A 17156-nucleotide genomic window follows, 5' to 3' on the forward strand; every position below is an offset into this window, starting at 1 on the left:
TCGAGGCGGAGGACGAGAGGAGACGAGAGGAGGGATGAAGCGGGGATGGGGGCGGGGTGGTCGTGCGTGGGTCCTCGCCTTCGCGAGGATGACGGGAAACTCGTCTCCGTCATGCCCATCCCTTCATCGTCATGCCCGCGAAGGCGGGCACCCACGCCACCCCCCGGACCGTCAGGCCGTCGCGTCGAAGCAGTCCGACAGCAGCGCCAGGCCTTCGTCGAGCACCGCGTCGGAGGCGGTCAGCGGCACCAGGATGCGGATGACGTTGGCGTACACGCCGCACGACAGCAGGATCAGGCCCCGGCGCAGGGCTTCCGCGACGATGCGGCGGGTGCGGTCGGCGTCCGGGCGGGCCAGATCACCGTCGGTGAACAGCTCGATGGCGATCATCGCGCCGGGGCCGCGGATGTCGCCAATCGCGCTGTGACGCTCGGCGATCTGCTTCAGGCCGGCCTTCAGGCGCTCGCCCACCGCCTGGCTGCGCTCCAGCAGCTTTTCCTTCTCGAAGGTCTCGATCACCGCCAGCGCCGCGGCGCAGGCCAGCGGGTTGCCCGAGTAGGTGCCGCCCAGGCCGCCCGGGGCCGGCGCGTCCATCACCTCGGCGCGGCCGATGATCGCCGACAGCGGGAAGCCACCGCCCAGCGACTTGGCCATCGTGATGATGTCCGGCGCCACGCCCGCCTGCTCGAACCAGCTTTCGCAGGCCAGCCAGCGGCCGGTGCGGCCGGCGCCGGTCTGGACCTCGTCGGCGATCAGCAGGATGCCGTGGCGGTCGCACAGCTCGCGCAGCGCCTTGACGAAGTCGATCGGGGCCTCGTAGAAGCCACCTTCGCCCTGCACCGGTTCCAGGATGATCGCGGCCACGCGCGAAGGCTCGACGTCGTACTTGAACAGCGCCTCGATCGAGGCCATCGCGTCGGCGGTGCTCACGCCGTGCAGCGCGCAGGGGAACTTGGCGTGGTAGACCTCGGCCGGGAAGGGGCCGAAGCCGACCTTGTACGGCACGACCTTGCCGGTCAGTGCCATGCCCATCATCGTGCGGCCGTGGAAGCCGCCGCCGAAGGCGATGACCGCCGAGCGCTTGGTGTAGGCCCGCGCGACCTTGACCGCGTTCTCGACCGCCTCGGCGCCGGTGGTCATGAAGAAGCTCTTCTTTGCGAAGGCGCCCGGGGCCATCGTGTTCAGGCGCTCGGCCAGCTCGACGTAGGGCTCGTAGGCCAGCACCTGGAAGCAGGTGTGCGTGACGCGGTCGAGCTGCGCCTTGACCGCCTCGACCAGCGCCGGGTGGCGGTGGCCGGTGTTCAGCACCGCGATGCCACCGGCGAAGTCGATCAGGCGACGGCCCTCGACGTCCCAGACCTCGGCGTTCTCGGCCCGGTCGACGAAGACTTCGTGGGCCTGGCCCAGCCCGGCGGGCAGGGCGGCGCGGCGGCGGGCCATCAGGGCGGCGTTGGTCAGGTTCGGTTCGCGTTGCATCGGGGAGGGTCCTGGCAGGGTGAGTCGGGGTCGGGAATCGAAGGCTTCGACTCTAGGGGCGGGCCCGGGCACGGACCATGTACAGCGCGCGCGATCGGCTTGCGCACTGTGCAGGTTCCGGCACCGGTACAGCCGCGGCGAGCGGGGGCCGGCACGGCGCTAGACTTGTCGCCAGCCATGTTCACTCTCCAGCCCCAGTCCTCCATCCCGCTGGTCACCCAGATCGTCGACGGCCTGCGCCGCCTGATCGACGACGGGTCCCTGCGTGCCGGCACCAAGGTGCCTTCGATCCGCCAGTTCGCCCATGCGCACGAGGTCAGCGTCTTTACCGTCGTCGAGGCCTACGACCGCCTGGTCGCGCTCGGCTACCTGGTGTCGCGGCCGCATTCCGGCTTCTTCGTGCGCAAGCGCGCGGCGGTCGAGAACCGCGAATCCGGCCCGCCCGGCGTGCCCGGCGGCGGCTACAGCTTCGATTCGGCCTGGTACCTGCGCAAGATCTTCGAGAACCGCCATCTGTCGATGAAGGCCGGCTGCGGCTGGCTGCCGCACGAGTGGCTGTTCGAGGACGGCGTGCGCCGCAGCCTGCGTGCGCTGGCGGCCGACAGCATCGACCTGGGCGGCTACGGCGATCCCAAGGGCTTCCCGTCGCTGCGCGAGTTCATCCGCGACGCGATGGCCGAGCAGGAGATCGCCATCGCGCCCGAGCAGGTGCTGCTCACGCAGGGCTCCAGCCAGGCGCTCGATCTGGCCGCGCGCCGCCTGGTGCGCGCAGGCGACGCGGTGCTGGTCGACGACCCCGGCTACGCCAACCTGCTGTTCTCGCTGCGCTTCGCCGGCGCCAAGCTGGTGGGCGTGCCGCGCACGCCGCACGGCTATGACCTGCCCACGCTCGAGAAGCTCATCGTCGAGCACCGCCCGAAGGTCTTCTTCACCCAGCCGCGCCTGCAGAGCCCGACCGGCTCGACCGCGCAGCTCGCGCACCTGCACCGGGTGCTGCAGCTGGCCGAGAAGCATGACTTCCTCGTCGTCGAGAACGACATCTACGTCGACCTGGACCCGGAGCCGCGCCCGTCGCTGGCCAGCCTGGACCAGCTCTCGCGGGTGATCTATGTCGGCAGCTATTCCAAGACCATCTCGCCGAACCTGCGCGTGGGCTATCTGGTGGCGCACCCGGACCTGATCGAGGACCTGGCGCAGCTGAAGATGATCTCGGGCCTGACCTCGTCGGAGTTCAGCGAGCGGCTGGTCTATGGCGCGCTGACCGAGGGGCGCTGGCGCAAGCACCTGAAGGCGCTGCGCGACCGCCTGGCCGAGGCGCACCAGCGGGTCGCGGGACGGCTGGCGCGCCTCGGCTTCGAGATCTTCTCCGAGCCGAAGGCCGGCATGTTCCTGTGGGCGCGCCATCCGCAGCTGCCCGACGCCGGCGCGCTCTCCAACCAGGCCGCCGAGAGCGACATCATGCTCGGCCCCGGCCACCTGTTCACCGCCACGATGCAGCCCACCGCCTGGATCCGCTTCAACGTCGCCTTCTGCGGCGAGGAGCGCCTGTTCGACTTCCTCGCCGAGCGCATCCGCGCCGGAGGGCGCGACAGCGGCGACTCGGGCGACCGCCCCGAGGGCGAACTTCTATAATCGAAAACTTTGCTCCGCTCACCCCAGGCCACCCGGCCAGCCGTCGAAAGCCCAAGGATGAAAGCCTCCGAAATCCGTTCCACCTTCCTGAAGTTCTTCGAGTCGAAGGGCCACCAGATCGTCGCCTCCAGCCCGGTCGTGCCGGGCGACGACCCGACGCTGCTGTTCACCAACGCCGGGATGAACCAGTTCAAGGACGTGTTCCTGGGCTTCGACAAGCGCGCCTACAGCCGCGCCACCACCTCGCAGAAGTGCATCCGCGCCGGTGGCAAGCACAACGACCTGGACAACGTGGGCTACACCGCGCGGCACCACACCTTCTTCGAGATGCTGGGCAACTTCTCGTTCGGCGACTACTTCAAGCACGACGCGATCTCGTTCGCGTGGGAGCTGCTGACCGAGCACTTCAAGCTGCCCAAGGACAAGCTCTGGGTCACCGTCTACTCCGAGGACGACGAGGCCTACGAGATCTGGAACAAGGTGGTCGGCGTGCCGGCCGAGCGCATCGTGCGCATCGGCGACAACAAGGGCGGACGCTACATGTCCGACAACTTCTGGATGATGGGCGACACCGGCCCCTGCGGCCCGTGCACCGAAATCTTCTACGACCACGGCCCGGACGTGGCCGGCGGCCCTCCGGGCAGCCCGGATGAAGACGGCGACCGCTACATCGAGATCTGGAACAACGTCTTCATGCAGTTCAACCGCACCGAAGACGGCGTGATGCACCCGCTGCCCAAGCCCTCGGTCGACACCGGCATGGGCCTGGAGCGCATCACCACTGTGCTGCAAGGCAAGCACAGCAACTACGAGATCGACCTGTTCCAGAACCTGCTGGCCGCGGCCAAGAACGCGGTCGACTTCGCCGCGGGCGTGACCGACGGCGGCGCCGGCTGTGACGCCACCAGCCCGAGCCTGAAGGTCATCGCCGACCACATCCGCGCCTGCTCGTTCACCATCGCCGACGGCGTGATCCCGAGCAACGAGGGTCGCGGCTACGTGCTGCGCCGCATCGCCCGCCGCGCGATCCGCCACGGCTACAAGCTCGGCGCCCGCGCGCCGTTCTTCCACACGCTGGTGCATCCGCTGGCGGTCGAGATGGGCGACGCCTATCCCGAGCTGCGCCAGAACGCCGACCGCATCTTCGCGGTGCTGAAGACCGAGGAGGAGCGCTTCTTCCAGACCATCGCCAACGGCATGGAGATCCTGGAGAACGCGCTGGCCGGCGACACGAAGCAGGTCGACGGCGAGACGGCGTTCAAGCTGCACGACACCTACGGCTTCCCGGTCGATCTGACGGCCGATGTCTGCCGCGAGCGCGGCGTGACGGTCGACAGCGCCGGCTTCGACGCGGCGATGAACCGCCAGCGCGAGCAGGCGCGCGCCGCCGGCAAGTTCAAGATGGCCGCCGGTCTGGCCTATGACGGCGTGGCCACCGCCTTCCACGGCTACGAGCACCTGGTCTGCGAGACCTCGAAGGTGGTCGCGGTCTATGTCGACGGCACGCAGGTCGAGGCCGCCGGTGCCGGCGACGATGCGGTGGTCGTGCTCGACCACACCCCGTTCTACGCCGAGTCGGGCGGCCAGGTCGGCGACTCGGGCGAGCTGCGCAACGGCACGACCCGCGTCGTGATCGAGGACACCGTCAAGATCCAGGCCGACGTGTTCGGCCACCAGGGCCGCGTCGTCGAAGGCTCGGTCAAGGTCGGCGATGTCTTCACCGCCAAGGTGGACGGCGAGCGCCGCGCGCGCATCGTGCGCAACCACAGCGCCACCCACCTGATGCACAAGGCGCTGCGCGAGGTGCTGGGCACGCATGTGCAGCAGAAGGGCTCGCTGGTCACGCCGGAGCGCACCCGCTTCGACTTCGCGCACAACGCGCCGGTGACTGACGCGCAGATCCGCCAGATCGAGGCGATCGTCAACGCCGAGGTGCTGGGCAACGCCGGCACCGTGGCGCAGCTGATGTCGATCGACGACGCGCAGAAGACCGGCGCGATGATGCTGTTCGGCGAGAAGTACGGCGAGACGGTGCGCGTGCTGACGATCGGCAGCACCCAGGAGCTGTGCGGCGGCACGCACGTCAAGGCGACCGGCGACATCGGCCTGTTCAAGATCGTGGCCGAATCCGGCGTGGCCGCCGGCGTGCGCCGCATCGAGGCGGTGACGGGCGAGGGCGCGCTGGCCTATCTGCAGACGCTGGAGGCCACGGTCAACGGCGTGGCCGGTGCGCTCAAGGCCGCCCCGACCGAGGTCGAGGCCCGTGTCGGCGGCCTGCAGGAGCAGCTGCGCGCGCTGGAGAAGGAAGTCGCCGCGCTCAAGGGCCGGCTGGCCTCCAGCCAGGGTGACGCGCTGCTGGCGCAGGCGGTGGACGTGGGCGGCCTGAAGGTGCTGGCCGCGCGCCTGGAAGGCGCCGACGCCGCAACGCTGCGCACGACGATGGACCAGCTGAAGAACAAGCTCAAGACCGCCGCCATCGTGCTGGCCGCGGTCGACGGCGCCAAGGTTCAGATCGCCGCCGGCGTGACCGCCGACAGCATCGGCCGCGTCAAGGCCGGCGAGCTGGTCAACTTCGTCGCCGGCCAGGTCGGCGGCAAGGGCGGCGGCAAGCCGGACATGGCGATGGCCGGCGGCACCGATCCGTCCAAGCTGAGCGAAGCACTGGCCAGCGTTCAGGGCTGGGTCGCCGCCAAGGTCTGACGACACACCCTTGAAGCACAAGGCCCCGGTCGCTCACGCGGCCGGGGCCTTTTTGCCGGGGATCTCAGTCGTGGATCACTGAGCGCCGAACTTGTAGTCGGTGCGGGCCTTGTTCTTCAGGTCGTCGCGGTACTTGGCCAGCTTCTGCTGCTGGGCGCGCTGCGCCAGCTGCGGCTTGACTTCGTCGAAGGACGGGAAGGCGGCGGTGCGGCTGTCTTCCAGCAGGATGACGTGGTAGCCGAACTGGCTCTTCACAGGCTCTTCGGTGAACTTGCCCTTGGCGAGCTTGGTCATGGCCTGCGAGAACTCGGGCACGAAGTTGCCCGGCGAGGCCCAGTCGAGGTCGCCGCCGTTCGGTGCCGAGCCCGGATCCTTCGAGTTGGCCTTGGCCAGCTCGATGAAGCTCGCGCCGCCCTTGAGCTGGGCGATCAGCGCCTTGGCCTCGTCTTCCTTCTCGACCAGGATGTGGCGGGCGCGGTACTCGCTGCCGCTGTTGGCCGACTTGATCTGCTCGTACTCGGCCTTCAGGTCGTCGTCGCTGACCGGGCTGGTCTTCTGGTAGTTGTTGAACAGCTCGCGGATCAGCAGGCTCTGACGGGCGACTTCCATCTGCGCGCGGAATTCCGGATCGCGCTGCAGGCCGCGACGCTCGGCTTCCTGGACGAAGATCTCGCGCAGCACGATCTCGTCACGAACCTGCTGCTCCAGCTCCGGCGTGCGTTCCTGGCCACCCTGCTTGGTGATCTGGGTCATGAACGATTCGAAGCGCGCCTTCGGCACGGCCTTGCCGTTGACGATGGCGATGTTCTGGGCCGAGGCCAGGGCCGGCAGCAGCGCCGCGGCGAGGGCGACGGCGGAAACAGCGATCGAGAGCTTCTTCATGGAGTGGGAGAGCCTTTGCTTTGTTCAGCGTTCGGTGTCGCTCAGGCTGCATCGGCCTCGATGGCCAGGGCGTGGATGCCCAGGGGGATCAGCCCGGCGAGGGCATCATACACGAGGCGATGTCGGGCAATCCGGCTCGATCCGGCAAAGCGCGCGCTGCGGATCAGCACCCGGTAATGTCCTCCGGAGGCGGCGCCGGCGTGGCCGGCATGCAAATGGCTTTCGTCGATGACCTGCAGGGATTCGGGCGCCAGCGCGTCGCGCAGCGCCTGCTCGATGGCGGAGACGGAGACTCTCGGTGCGTTCATGTCAGTGGGTCCTGGAGCGTGCCGGATCAGCGGCGGATCAGCGGGATTCGTCGCCTTCGGCCGGCTTCATGTGGCGGCTCATGTAGATGCCCTGCGCGATCATGAAGACCAGCATCAGGCCCATGCCGCCGAAGGACTTGAAGGTGACCCAGGTGCTGGTGTCGTAGCTGTAGGCGATCCAGAGGTTGAGCACGCCCATCAGGCTGAAGAAGCCGATCCAGGCCAGGTTCAGGTTGCGCCAGACGAAGCCGGGCAGCTCCACCTGCTCGCCCATCATCATCTTCAGCAGGTTGCGGCCCGACAGGATCGGGCTGAGCCAGAAGGCCGCGGCCATCACCCAGTACAGCACGCTGGGCTTCCACTTGATGAAGGTCTCGCTGTGGAAGTAGATGGTGGCGCCGCCCATCACCGTCACCAGGCCGAGGCTGACCCACAGCATCGTGTCGATCTTCTGGCCGCGCAGCTTCAGGTAGACGACCTGCAGCACGGTGGCCAGGATGACCACCACGGTGGCGAGCAGCACCGGCGCCTCCTTGGCGCCGACCACGCCGCCGGAGACCATGAAGCCGAACCAGTCGGTGGCCAGCGCGGCGGCCTCGTCCGGGCGTTTCTCGGCCTGGTTGAAGGTCAGGAAGAAGAGGACGATCGGCAGGAAGTCGAGAAGGATCTTCATCAGGCGGTTTTCTTAGATCTTGAAGGGCCGGAGCCAGCCGGGGCAGGGCGGAGTCTAGCGAAGCTCGCGGCCGGTGCCGCCGCCTGTTCCCGGGATCGGGGCGTCTCGGCCGCTCAGGACGAGCACGACACCGCCAGCGTCTGCGCCCAGTCGGGCGGCAATGCAGCGCAGTCGGCATGTTCGGGCTGCTCGTCGAAGGGGCGCGACAGCACCGCCAGCAGCCGCTGAACTTCGGAGAAGTCGCCCGCCTCGGCGCGCTGGATCGCAATCTCGGCGAGGTGGTTGCGCAGCACGAAGCGCGGATTGACCGCGTTCATGCGCGCGCGCCGCTCGGCGTCGACGCTGCCCTCGGCGCGCAGCCGCGCGGCATAGCGCGCCGCCCAGGCGTCGAAGGCGGCGATGTCGACGAAGAGATCGCGCGCGGGCTCGGGCGTGTCGGGCACGCTGCCGTCGGCGCGCTGATCGGCCAGCCGGCGCCAGACCAGCGTGTGGTCGGCGCGGTAGCGCGCCATCTCGCGCATCAGGTCGTCGAGCAGCTCGCGGTCGCCGTCCTGCTGGCTCGTCAGGCCGAGCTTGGCGAACAGGCGCCGGCCCATCGCCGCCTGCAGCGTCTCGGGGTAGGCGCCCAGCGCCTCGCCGAGCCGCTCGGCGGCTTCTTCCGGCACGCTGCCGGCCAGCGGCACCAGCGCCTGCGCCAGCGCGTGCAGGTTCCACCAGGCGATCTGCGGCTGCTGCGCGAAGGCGTAGCGGCCCTGGTGGTCGGAGTGGTTGCAGATGTGCTGCGGGTCGAAGCCGTCGAGGAAGCCGAAGGGGCCGTAGTCGATCGTCAGGCCCAGGATGGAGAGGTTGTCGGTGTTCATCACGCCGTGGCAGAAGCCCACCGACTGCCAGGCGGCGATCATCTCGGCGGTGCGCCGGGCGATCTCGGCCAGCATCGCCACCGCGGGGAAGTCGGCCTCGCGGCAGGCCGGGTGGTGATGCGCGATGACGACGTCGAGCAGCTGCTGCAGCGCGCGGTAGTCGCCGGCGCGGGCATGGTGGCAGAAGTGCTCGAAATGGCCGAAGCGCAGGAAGCTCGGCGCGGTGCGCACGACGATCGCGCCGGTCTCGACCCGCTCGCGCTGCACCGGCAGGGACGAGCCGATCAGCGCCAGCGCGCGGGTGGTCGGGATGCCCAGGCCGTGCATCGCCTCCGAGCACAGGAACTCGCGGATCGACGAGCGCAGCACCGCGCGGCCGTCGCCCCGGCGCGAATAGGGCGTGCGCCCGCTGCCCTTGAGCTGGATCTCGCGCGGGCCGGCGGGCGTCTCCACCTCGCCGAGCAGCAGCGCGCGGCCGTCGCCGAGCTGTCCGGCCCACTGGCCGAACTGGTGGCCGCTGTAGACGGTGGCCACCGGCGCCATGCCCGGCCAGGGCGTGCCGGCCGAGAAGGCCTCGAGCGCGCCCGGCGCCTGCCACCAGTCGGCCGGCCAGCCCAGCTCGGCGGCGGCGGCGTCGCTGGTGGCGATCCAGTGCGGCGCGGGCAGCGCCTCGCCGGTCTGCGGCGTGGCGAACGGGGCCTGCAGGCGGGCATGGCGGTTGATCCAGGTCAGTGCGTGCGCATCGAAGGCGGGGGCGTCGGCAGTCATGCGCGGCAGTGTAGGCGAGGGGCCGCTGGGGTCGCCGGCCGGGGGAATTCGGCGCGCGGATCGCGCCGCGATCGTCCGAAGATCGACGCCAGGCCGTCACCAAGACGACATTTCACCCGGGAAAACCGCGTCCCGTCCGCCGGGGGGGATTCCTAGACTGAGACGACCGATCCCCCTGATGGTGCCCCATGACCGACATCGACACGACCCCCACTGCACTGAGCGCGCGCATGATGACCATGCCGCTGACCATCTCCTCGCTGCTGGTCCATGCGGCCCGCCACAGCGGCGACACCGAGATCGTCTCGAAGCGCGTCGAGGGCGACCTTCACCGCTACACCTACCGCGACGCGGAGCGGCGCAGCCGCCAGCTGGCGCAGGCGCTGGCCCGCCTGGGCACGCAGCCCGGCGATCGCATCGGCACGCTGGCCTGGAACGGCTACCGGCACTTCGAGCTGTACTACGGCAGCTCCGGCTCGCGCCGGGTGCTGCACACCATCAACCCGCGGCTGTTCCCGGAGCAGATCGCCTGGATCATCAACGACGCGCAGGACCGGGTGCTGTGCTTCGACCTGAACTTCCTGCCGCTGATCGAGAAGCTCGCGCCCCACCTGCCCGGCGTGCGCCATTTCGTGCTGATGACCGACCAGGCCAACATGCCGGCCAGCACGACGATCCCGGACCTGCTGTGCTACGAGGCGCTGGTCGAGGCCGAGAACGGCGCCTGGGCCTGGCCGGAGTTCGACGAGAACGAGGCCGCCTGCATCTGCTACACCTCCGGCACCACTGGCCACCCGAAGGGCGCCGTCTACAGCCACCGCTCGACGGTGCTGCACGCCTTTGCCTCGGCGCTGCCGGACGCGATGGCCTGCTCCTCGTCCGACACCATCCTGCCGGTGGTGCCGATGTTCCATGTCAACGCCTGGGGCCTGCCCTACAGCGGCCCGCTGGTCGGCGCCCGGCTGGTGTTTCCCGGGCCTCATCTGGACGGCAAGTCGCTGCATGCGCTGTTCGAGTCCGAGCGCGTCACCTTCAGCGCCGGCGTGCCGACCATCTGGCTGGGCGTCATCAACCACATGAAGCAGAACGGCCTGCAGCTCTCGACCTTGCGGCGCACCGTCATCGGCGGCTCGGCCTGTCCGCCGGCGATGATGCGCACGCTCGAGGACGACTTCGGCGTCGAGGTGCTGCACGCCTGGGGGATGACCGAGCTGTCGCCGCTGGGTACGCTGTCCCGGCTCAAGGCCAAGCACCGCGACCTGCCCCCTGAGCAGCGCCACCGCCTGCTGGAAAAGCAGGGCCGGGCGATCTACGGCATCGACATGGAGATCATCGGCGCCAGCGGCCAGCGCCAGCCCTGGGATGGCCGCAGCACCGGCGACCTGGTGGTGCGCGGCCACTGGGTGGTCAGCGGCTACCTGAACCGCGAGGAGTCGCCGCTGCAGCAGCTCGACGGCCAGGCCTGGTTCCCGACCGGCGACGTGGCCTCGATCGACGCCGACGGCTTCATGCAGATCACCGACCGCAGCAAGGACGTGATCAAGTCCGGCGGCGAGTGGATCAGCTCGATCGAGCTGGAGAACGTCGCGATGGCGCATCCCGACGTGCTGGAGGCCGCCGCGATCGCCTGCCATCACCCGAAATGGGACGAGCGTCCGCTGCTGGTGGTGGTGCGCAAGCCCGGCCGCGAGCTCTCGCGCGAGCAGCTGCTGGCTTTCTATGAAGGTCGCATCGCCAAGTGGCAGATCCCCGACGACGTGGTCTTCGTCGACGAGATCCCGCACACGGCCACCGGCAAGATGCTCAAGGCCCGGCTGCGCGAGATGTTCCGCGAGCACCGGCTGCCGGGGGTCTGAGACGGGGCTGTCGCGGTCTTGTCCCGGCCGCGACAGCCGCTAATGGACATCCCTGACGCGGTGATGACGACGCGGGGCCACCATCCTTTCCACATCCAGACCGGCCTGCCCGGCGACATGAAAAGGAGACGACGAGATGGTTCGCAGCCCCGCTTCCGCTTCTTCCCATTCCTCTGTTCCTCAGGTCACCCAGGTGCCCCAGGTTGCCCAGGCCGGATCCGGCGCCCTGGCGCGTGCGGTCACGCTGCTTGCGCTGCTGACCGGTGCCAGCTCGGGCGCGCTGGCCCAGAAGGGCGAGACGGTGAAGATCGCCTGGATCGATCCGCTGTCGGGCCTGATGGCGCCGGTCGGCCAGAACCAGGTCAACAGCTTTCGCTTCTTCGCCGAGAAGTTCAGCGGCGCGGGCAATGCGGCCGGCGTGAAGTTCGAGGTCGTGCCTTTCGACAACAAGCTCAGCCCGGCCGAGTCGCTGACCGCGCTGAAGGCCGCCATCGACCAGGGCATCCGCTATGTCACCCAGGGCAACGGCTCGGGCGCGGCGGCCGCGCTGATCGACGCGATCAACAAGCACAACGAGCGCAACCCCGGCAAGGAGGTCGTCTACCTGAACCACTCGGCGGTGGACCCCGACCTGACCAACAGCAAGTGCAGCTACTGGCACTTCCGCATGGACGCCGACACCTCGATGAAGATGGAGGCGCTGACCAGTTTCATGAAGGACCAGAAGGACATCCAGAAGGTCTTCCTGCTGAACCAGAACTATGCGCACGGCCACCAGGTCGCCAAGTACGCCAAGGAGATCCTGGGCCGCAAGCGCCCGGACGTGCAGTTCGTCGGCGAGGACCTGCATCCGCTGGCGCAGGTGCGTGACTTCGCGCCCTATGTGGCCAAGATCCGCGCCAGCGGCGCCGACACCGTCATCACCGGCAACTGGGGCTCGGACCTGTCGCTGCTGCTGAAGGCCGCCAACGAGGCGGGCCTCACCGCCAAGTTCTACACCTACTACACCGGCGTGACCGGCACGCCCACCGCGCTGGGCGGGCAGGGCGACGGCCGCGTCTTCCAAGTCTCCTACAACCACTATCACTTGCCCGGCCAGATGGCGGCCTGGCGCGACGAGTTCCAGAAGAAGTTCAACGCCGACTTCTACACCGGCAGCGTCATCCACATCTACACGCTGCTGGGCGAGGCGATGGCCAAGGCGAAGTCGACCGACCCGGTGAAGGTGGCCGCCGCGCTGGAAGGCCTGAAGACGAGGAGCTTCAACGGCGAGGTCGAGATGCGCCGCACCGACCACCAGCTGCAGCAAACGCTCTACATCACCCGCTGGCAGAAGGCCGACGCGAAGTTCCCGTACTCGCCGGAGAACACCGGCTACACGCTCGCCCCGGTGGCCACCTACGAGGCCTATGTGGCCAGCACGCCGACCTCGTGCCAGATGAAGCGGCCGGGGTGAACGCCGGCGGTGCCCTGCGTGGATCCCCGCCTGCGCGGGGATGACGGAGAAGGGCGCCATCGCCCTCGCGTCCCATGCCGTCACCCTCGCGGATGCGAGGGCCCACGCCGCGCCTGCGCGATGATTCCAGCACGCAACCCCCTCGCACCGTGGATCCACCGTGGACCAGATCCTCATCAACCTCCTGAACGGCCTGAGCTCCGGCCTGCTGCTGTTCATGCTCAGCTCGGGCCTGACGCTGATCTTCAGCATGATGGGCGTGCTGAACTTCGCCCACGCCAGCTTCTACATGCTCGGCGCCTACATCGCCTTCATGATCTCCGGCGCGGTCGGCTTCTGGCCGGCGCTGGTGCTCGCGCCGCTGGCGGTGGGCGTGCTGGGCGCGCTGTTCGAGCGCAGCGTGCTGCGCCGGGTGCACCACCACGGCCATGTGCCGGAGCTGCTGATCACCTTCGGGCTGTCCTACGTGATCCTGGAGCTGGTGCAGCTGGTGTGGGGCCGCAGCTCGGTGCCGTTCACGCCGCCGCCGGCGCTGCAGGGGCCGGCCTTCACGCTGGTGCAGTCCTCGCGCGACGGGCTCGCGCTGGTCTGGGGCGCCGCGCCCGAGGCGATGTGCCGCGCTGCCGAGGGCGTGCAGGTCGCCTGCTCGCGCTTCCCGATGACGCGCGCCTTCATGATGCTGGTGGCGCTGCTGATGCTGCTGGCCTTGTGGCTGCTGCTGACGCGCACCCGCATCGGCCTGATCATCCAGGCCGCGCTGACGCACCCCGAAATGGCCGAGGCGCTCGGCCATGACGTGCCGCGCGTCTTCATGCTGGTCTTCGGCAGCGGCTGTGCGCTGGCTGGCCTGGCCGGGGTGATCGGCGGCGTGACCTTCGTGACCGAGCCGTCGATGGCGGCGGTCGTCGGCTCGATCATCTTCGTGGTGGTGGTGGTCGGCGGCATCGGCTCGCTGGCGGGGGCCTTTGCCGGGTCGATCCTGGTCGGGCTGCTGCAGACCCTGCCGCTGACGGTCGACGCCTCGCTGGCGACGCTGCTCAACCGGCTGCTGGATGCCGGCATCGGGCCGGAGTCGCCGGGCTGGCCGCTGCTGCGCATCACGCTGGCGCAGGCCGCGCCGATCCTGCCCTATCTGCTGCTGGTGCTGATGCTGATCCTGCGCCCGCGCGGTCTGCTGGGCACCCGGGAGGGCTGAAGACATGGCCGCGACCTCCCTGACCTTCGCCCGTTCCGAGGCCATGCCGATGACAACAACGACGACGACGCAGAAGAAGACGCCCGCCACGCGCCGGCGCAGCTACCGCTTCCAGCCCTGGAACGTCGGGCGCTGGCTGGTCTGGGGGGGATTCGCGCTGCTGCTGGTGCTGGCGCCGCTGCTGTGGCGCAGCAGCTTCGCGCTGACGATGCTGTCGCAGATGGGCATCGCCATCATCGTCTGCCTGTCCTACAACCTGCTGCTCGGCCAGGGCGGCATGCTCAGCTTCGGCCATGCGGTCTACAGCGGCCTGGGCGCCTATCTGGCGATCCACACCCTCAACCAGGTCGGCGCCGGCACTCTGGCGCTGCCGGTCAGCCTGGTGCCGCTGGTGGGCGGCCTGGGCGGCGGGCTGTTCGCGCTGCTGCTCGGGCATGTGAGCACCCGCAAGTCGGGCACCACCTTCGCGATGATCACGCTGGGCGTGGGCGAGCTGGTCTGGTCGATGTCGCTGATGCTGCCGGAGTTCTTCGGCGGCGAGGGCGGCATCTCGTCGAACCGCGTCGTCGGCCCGCCGGTGCTGGGCATCACCTTCGGGCCGCAGATCCAGGTCTATTACCTGATCGCGCTGTACTGCTTCGTCTGCACCGCGCTGATGTTCGCCTTCACCCGCACGCCGCTGGGGCGCATGCTCAACGCGGTGCGCGACAACGCCGAGCGGGTCGAGTTCATCGGCTACAACGCCAGCCGCATCCGCTGGATCGCCTTCACCATCGCCGGCTTCTTCGCCGGCATCGGCGGCGGTCTGGCGGCGCTGAACTTCGAGATCGTCACCGCCGAGGTGGTCAGCGCGCACCGCTCGGGCGCCTATCTGCTGTTCGTCTTCCTGGGCGGCGCGATCTTCTTCTTCGGGCCGATCCTGGGCGCCATCCTGATGGTGATCGCGCTGGTGCTGCTGTCGGAGCTGACGATGGCCTGGCTGCTCTACCTGGGCCTGATCTTCCTGTTCATGGTGGTCTATGCGCCCGGCGGACTGGCCAGCCTGATCATGATGAACCTGCGGGTGGCGGCCTTCGGGCGGCTGCGCACGCTGTGGTGCGCCTGGCTGGGCCTTGCCGGCACCGCGCTGGCGGCGCTGGCCGGTCTGGGCGTGATGGTGGAAATGGTCTACCACCGCCAGCTCGATGCCGCGCTGGGCGACCAGATGCGCTTCCTGGGCGCCTCGATCGACGTGCGCAGCCCCGATGCCTGGATCGGCGCGCTGCTGCTGCTGCTGACCGGTGCGGGCCTGTTCGAGCTGGCGCGGCGCCAGTTCAGCCGCGAATGGGACGAGACGCAGGAAGCGATCGAGAAGGAAATCAAGCGTCGGGAGAGCCTGTGATGAACGCCGTCACCATGAATCTGGCCGTCGAGCTCGACGCGGTGCGCAAGTCCTTCGGCCGCACCGAGATCATCCGGGGCGCCAGCCTGCAGGTGCGCGCCGGCGAGCGGGTGGCCATCATCGGCCCCAACGGTGCCGGCAAGTCGACGCTGTTCAACCTGATCAGCGGGCGGCTGGCGCCCTCGGCCGGGCAGATCCGCCTGTTCGGCGAGCGCATCGACGGCCGCGCGCCGCACGAGATCAACCGCCGCGGCCTGGCGCGCAGCTTCCAGGTCAGCAATCTGTTCCCGAAGCTGAGCGTGTTCGAGAACCTGCGCTGCGCGATGCTCTGGACCGAGGGCCACCGCTACGCCTTCTGGAAGTTCCTCGCCGATCTGGACGAGACCAACGCCCGCGCCGAGGCGCTGCTCGAGCGCCTGCATCTGGACCGCCGCCGCGACGTGCTGGCGATGAACCTGACCTACGCCGAGCAGCGCGCGCTCGAGATCGGCCTGACCATCGCCGGCGGCGCGCGCGTGATCCTGCTCGACGAGCCCACCGCCGGCATGAGCCGCAGCGAGACCACGCGCTTCATCGGCCTGATCCGCGAGGTCACCGAAGGCCGCACGCTGCTGACCGTCGAGCACGACATGGGCGTGGTCTTCGGCCTGGCCGACCGCATCGCGGTGCTGGTCTACGGCGAGGTCATCGCCTTCGACACGCCCGAGCGCGTGCGCGCCGACCCGCGGGTGCAGGAAGCCTACCTCGGCTCCGTCCTCGCCCAGGGCCACTGACCACCTGCCGTCATTCCCGCCCCCTGCCCGTCATTCCCGCGAAGGCGGGAACCCACCCCCCGCTCATCCCCCCCCATGCTGGAAATCGACAACCTCCACGCCTACTACGGCAAGAGCCACGTCCTTCACGGCGTGACGATGCGCATCGCGCCCGGCGAGATCGTCGCGCTGCTCGGGCGCAACGGCTCGGGGCGCTCCACCACCGTCAAGGCCGTCATGGGCCTGGTCGAGGGCAGCGGCTCGGTGCGCTGGGGCGGCCGCGAGCTGCTCGGGCTGAAGGCGCACCAGATCGCGCACCACGGCCTGGGCTACGTGCCCGAGAGCCGCGACATCTTCCCCCGGCTCACCGTGCACCAGAACCTGCTGCTCGGCCAGAAGAAGGCCGGCGGCACGCCCGGCGCGCGCTGGCAGCTCGACGACATGTACGCGATGTTCCCGCGGCTGAAGGAGCGCCAGCACACCGAGGCCGGCGTGCTCTCCGGCGGCGAGCAGCAGATGCTGACGCTGTGCCGCACGCTGATGGGCGACCCCGACCTGATCATGATCGACGAGCCCACCGAGGGCCTGGCGCCCAAGATCGTCGAGCTGGTGGCCGACTACCTGCGCGAGCTGCAGCGCCGCGGCATCGCCGTGCTGCTGGTCGAGCAGAAGCTCACCATCGCGCTGGAAGTCTCGCAGCGCTGCCTGCTGATGGGCCACGGCTGCATCGTCTTCGAGGGCACGCCGGCGGAGCTGCGCGCCAATGCGGGGGTGCGGCGGGAGTGGCTGGAGGTGTGAGGTGGTCGCTGCGGTTCGCAGCTCACGGTTTTCATCAATCGATTACTGGGGCGCGCCGTTTCTGGATTGCAGAAATTCATGGTGGCCGTGGTCGAGCGAAAGCTGGCTGAGTCCAGGTTCGTGCAGCCGACCAGTCTGATGATGCAAAGAGTGGCCAAGGCCAGTCGAGATTATGGTGAAGCATTCAAATCCATCTGGTAGCTGAGCGAACAACCAGCAAAAAGAAGCCCCGCACTGCGGGGCTTCTTGCTTTTGTGACTGCAATCTCAGCCGCACTCCGGACCGACGGCTGACAAGGCTGTGGTGTTCACGTTGTCTTAACCGGCTGCAATCTCAGCCGCACTCCGGACACTTGCTGCCGTCCTTCTTGCTCTTTCTGCTGGGTCTTAACCGGCTGCAATCTCAGCCGCACTCCAGAC

13 protein-coding genes are annotated in these 17156 nt (G+C 68.9%); 8 read left to right on the forward strand and 5 right to left on the reverse strand.

The annotated features are described in order from the left end of the window. Positions 1–171: 171 nt before the first annotated feature. Complete coding sequence (gene gabT, locus BW996_RS18080) at positions 172–1476, reverse strand: 4-aminobutyrate--2-oxoglutarate transaminase (RefSeq protein ID WP_037478130.1); 1305 nt, start codon at positions 1474–1476, stop codon at positions 172–174. 177 nt (positions 1477–1653) lie between these two features. On the opposite strand from gabT, the gene BW996_RS18085 reads away from it, so the two are divergent. Both BW996_RS18085 and alaS read left to right on the forward strand, forming a co-directional pair. Continuing rightward, positions 1654–3108: an aminotransferase-like domain-containing protein gene (locus tag BW996_RS18085; RefSeq protein WP_037478132.1), complete on the forward strand. Its 1455-nt coding sequence runs from the start codon at positions 1654–1656 to the stop codon at positions 3106–3108. A 57-nt stretch (positions 3109–3165) separates the two neighbouring features. Next, positions 3166–5808, forward strand: a complete 2643-nt coding sequence (gene alaS, locus BW996_RS18090; RefSeq protein WP_037478133.1) for an alanine--tRNA ligase — start codon at positions 3166–3168, stop codon at positions 5806–5808. 75 nt (positions 5809–5883) lie between these two features. Here the strand turns inward: alaS and BW996_RS18095 are convergent, their stop codons facing one another. The 4 genes from BW996_RS18095 to BW996_RS18110 all read right to left on the reverse strand — a co-directional run bounded on the left by BW996_RS18095 (position 5884) and on the right by BW996_RS18110 (position 9299). Next, positions 5884–6690, reverse strand: a complete 807-nt coding sequence (locus tag BW996_RS18095) for a peptidylprolyl isomerase (RefSeq protein ID WP_037478135.1) — start codon at positions 6688–6690, stop codon at positions 5884–5886. Between the two features lie 41 nt (positions 6691–6731). Further along, on the reverse strand, positions 6732–6998 hold the full coding sequence (locus BW996_RS18100) for a BolA family protein (RefSeq protein WP_037478136.1): 267 nt from the start codon (positions 6996–6998) through the stop codon (positions 6732–6734). A 37-nt stretch (positions 6999–7035) separates the two neighbouring features. Continuing rightward, positions 7036–7671 carry a septation protein A gene (locus BW996_RS18105; protein ID WP_037478138.1) on the reverse strand — a complete coding sequence of 212 codons (636 nt, stop codon included), beginning with the start codon at positions 7669–7671 and terminating at the stop codon, positions 7036–7038. Between the two features lie 113 nt (positions 7672–7784). After that, positions 7785–9299: a protein adenylyltransferase SelO gene (locus BW996_RS18110; RefSeq protein ID WP_037478140.1), complete on the reverse strand. Its 1515-nt coding sequence runs from the start codon at positions 9297–9299 to the stop codon at positions 7785–7787. Between the two features lie 188 nt (positions 9300–9487). Here BW996_RS18110 and BW996_RS18115 point away from each other — a divergent pair, with 188 nt between their 5' ends. From BW996_RS18115 to BW996_RS18140, 6 genes are all read left to right on the forward strand, one after another. Next, positions 9488–11155, forward strand: coding sequence for a 3-(methylthio)propionyl-CoA ligase (locus tag BW996_RS18115; protein ID WP_051631519.1), 1668 nt, complete (start codon positions 9488–9490; stop codon positions 11153–11155). A 136-nt stretch (positions 11156–11291) separates the two neighbouring features. Then, entirely contained in the window at positions 11292–12611 is a 1320-nt protein-coding gene (locus BW996_RS18120; protein ID WP_081837933.1) for a branched-chain amino acid ABC transporter substrate-binding protein, read from the forward strand. Between the two features lie 217 nt (positions 12612–12828). Then, entirely contained in the window at positions 12829–13806 is a 978-nt protein-coding gene (locus tag BW996_RS18125; RefSeq protein ID WP_241461818.1) for a branched-chain amino acid ABC transporter permease, read from the forward strand. 49 nt (positions 13807–13855) lie between these two features. Continuing rightward, positions 13856–15187, forward strand: a complete 1332-nt coding sequence (locus tag BW996_RS18130; protein ID WP_037478156.1) for a branched-chain amino acid ABC transporter permease — start codon at positions 13856–13858, stop codon at positions 15185–15187. Next, positions 15187–15960 (forward strand): ABC transporter ATP-binding protein, encoded by a 774-nt coding sequence (locus BW996_RS18135; protein WP_076459037.1) that lies wholly within the window; start codon positions 15187–15189, stop codon positions 15958–15960. The genes BW996_RS18130 and BW996_RS18135 overlap by 1 nt, the downstream gene beginning before the upstream one ends. A gap of 75 nt (positions 15961–16035) precedes the next feature. Further along, on the forward strand, positions 16036–16737 hold the full coding sequence (locus tag BW996_RS18140) for an ABC transporter ATP-binding protein (RefSeq protein ID WP_076459038.1): 702 nt from the start codon (positions 16036–16038) through the stop codon (positions 16735–16737). The last annotated feature ends 419 nt before the right edge of the window (positions 16738–17156 follow it).

The organism is Sphaerotilus natans (assembly GCF_900156335.1).
Classification (GTDB): domain Bacteria; phylum Pseudomonadota; class Gammaproteobacteria; order Burkholderiales; family Burkholderiaceae_C; genus Sphaerotilus; species Sphaerotilus natans.

Excerpts from the sequence above, each read along its gene's own strand:
- gabT (WP_037478130.1), bottom strand. The coding sequence starts at position 1,476 with ATGCAACGCGAACCGAACCTGACCAACGCCGCCCTGATGGCCCGCCGC.
- BW996_RS18085 (WP_037478132.1), top strand. The coding sequence starts at position 1,654 with ATGTTCACTCTCCAGCCCCAGTCCTCCATCCCGCTGGTCACCCAGATC.
- alaS (WP_037478133.1), top strand. The coding sequence starts at position 3,166 with ATGAAAGCCTCCGAAATCCGTTCCACCTTCCTGAAGTTCTTCGAGTCG.
- BW996_RS18095 (WP_037478135.1), bottom strand. The coding sequence starts at position 6,690 with ATGAAGAAGCTCTCGATCGCTGTTTCCGCCGTCGCCCTCGCCGCGGCG.
- BW996_RS18100 (WP_037478136.1), bottom strand. The coding sequence starts at position 6,998 with ATGAACGCACCGAGAGTCTCCGTCTCCGCCATCGAGCAGGCGCTGCGC.
- BW996_RS18105 (WP_037478138.1), bottom strand. The coding sequence starts at position 7,671 with ATGAAGATCCTTCTCGACTTCCTGCCGATCGTCCTCTTCTTCCTGACC.
- BW996_RS18110 (WP_037478140.1), bottom strand. The coding sequence starts at position 9,299 with ATGACTGCCGACGCCCCCGCCTTCGATGCGCACGCACTGACCTGGATC.
- BW996_RS18115 (WP_051631519.1), top strand. The coding sequence starts at position 9,488 with ATGACCGACATCGACACGACCCCCACTGCACTGAGCGCGCGCATGATG.
- BW996_RS18120 (WP_081837933.1), top strand. The coding sequence starts at position 11,292 with ATGGTTCGCAGCCCCGCTTCCGCTTCTTCCCATTCCTCTGTTCCTCAG.
- BW996_RS18125 (WP_241461818.1), top strand. The coding sequence starts at position 12,829 with ATGCTCAGCTCGGGCCTGACGCTGATCTTCAGCATGATGGGCGTGCTG.
- BW996_RS18130 (WP_037478156.1), top strand. The coding sequence starts at position 13,856 with ATGACAACAACGACGACGACGCAGAAGAAGACGCCCGCCACGCGCCGG.
- BW996_RS18135 (WP_076459037.1), top strand. The coding sequence starts at position 15,187 with ATGAACGCCGTCACCATGAATCTGGCCGTCGAGCTCGACGCGGTGCGC.
- BW996_RS18140 (WP_076459038.1), top strand. The coding sequence starts at position 16,036 with ATGCTGGAAATCGACAACCTCCACGCCTACTACGGCAAGAGCCACGTC.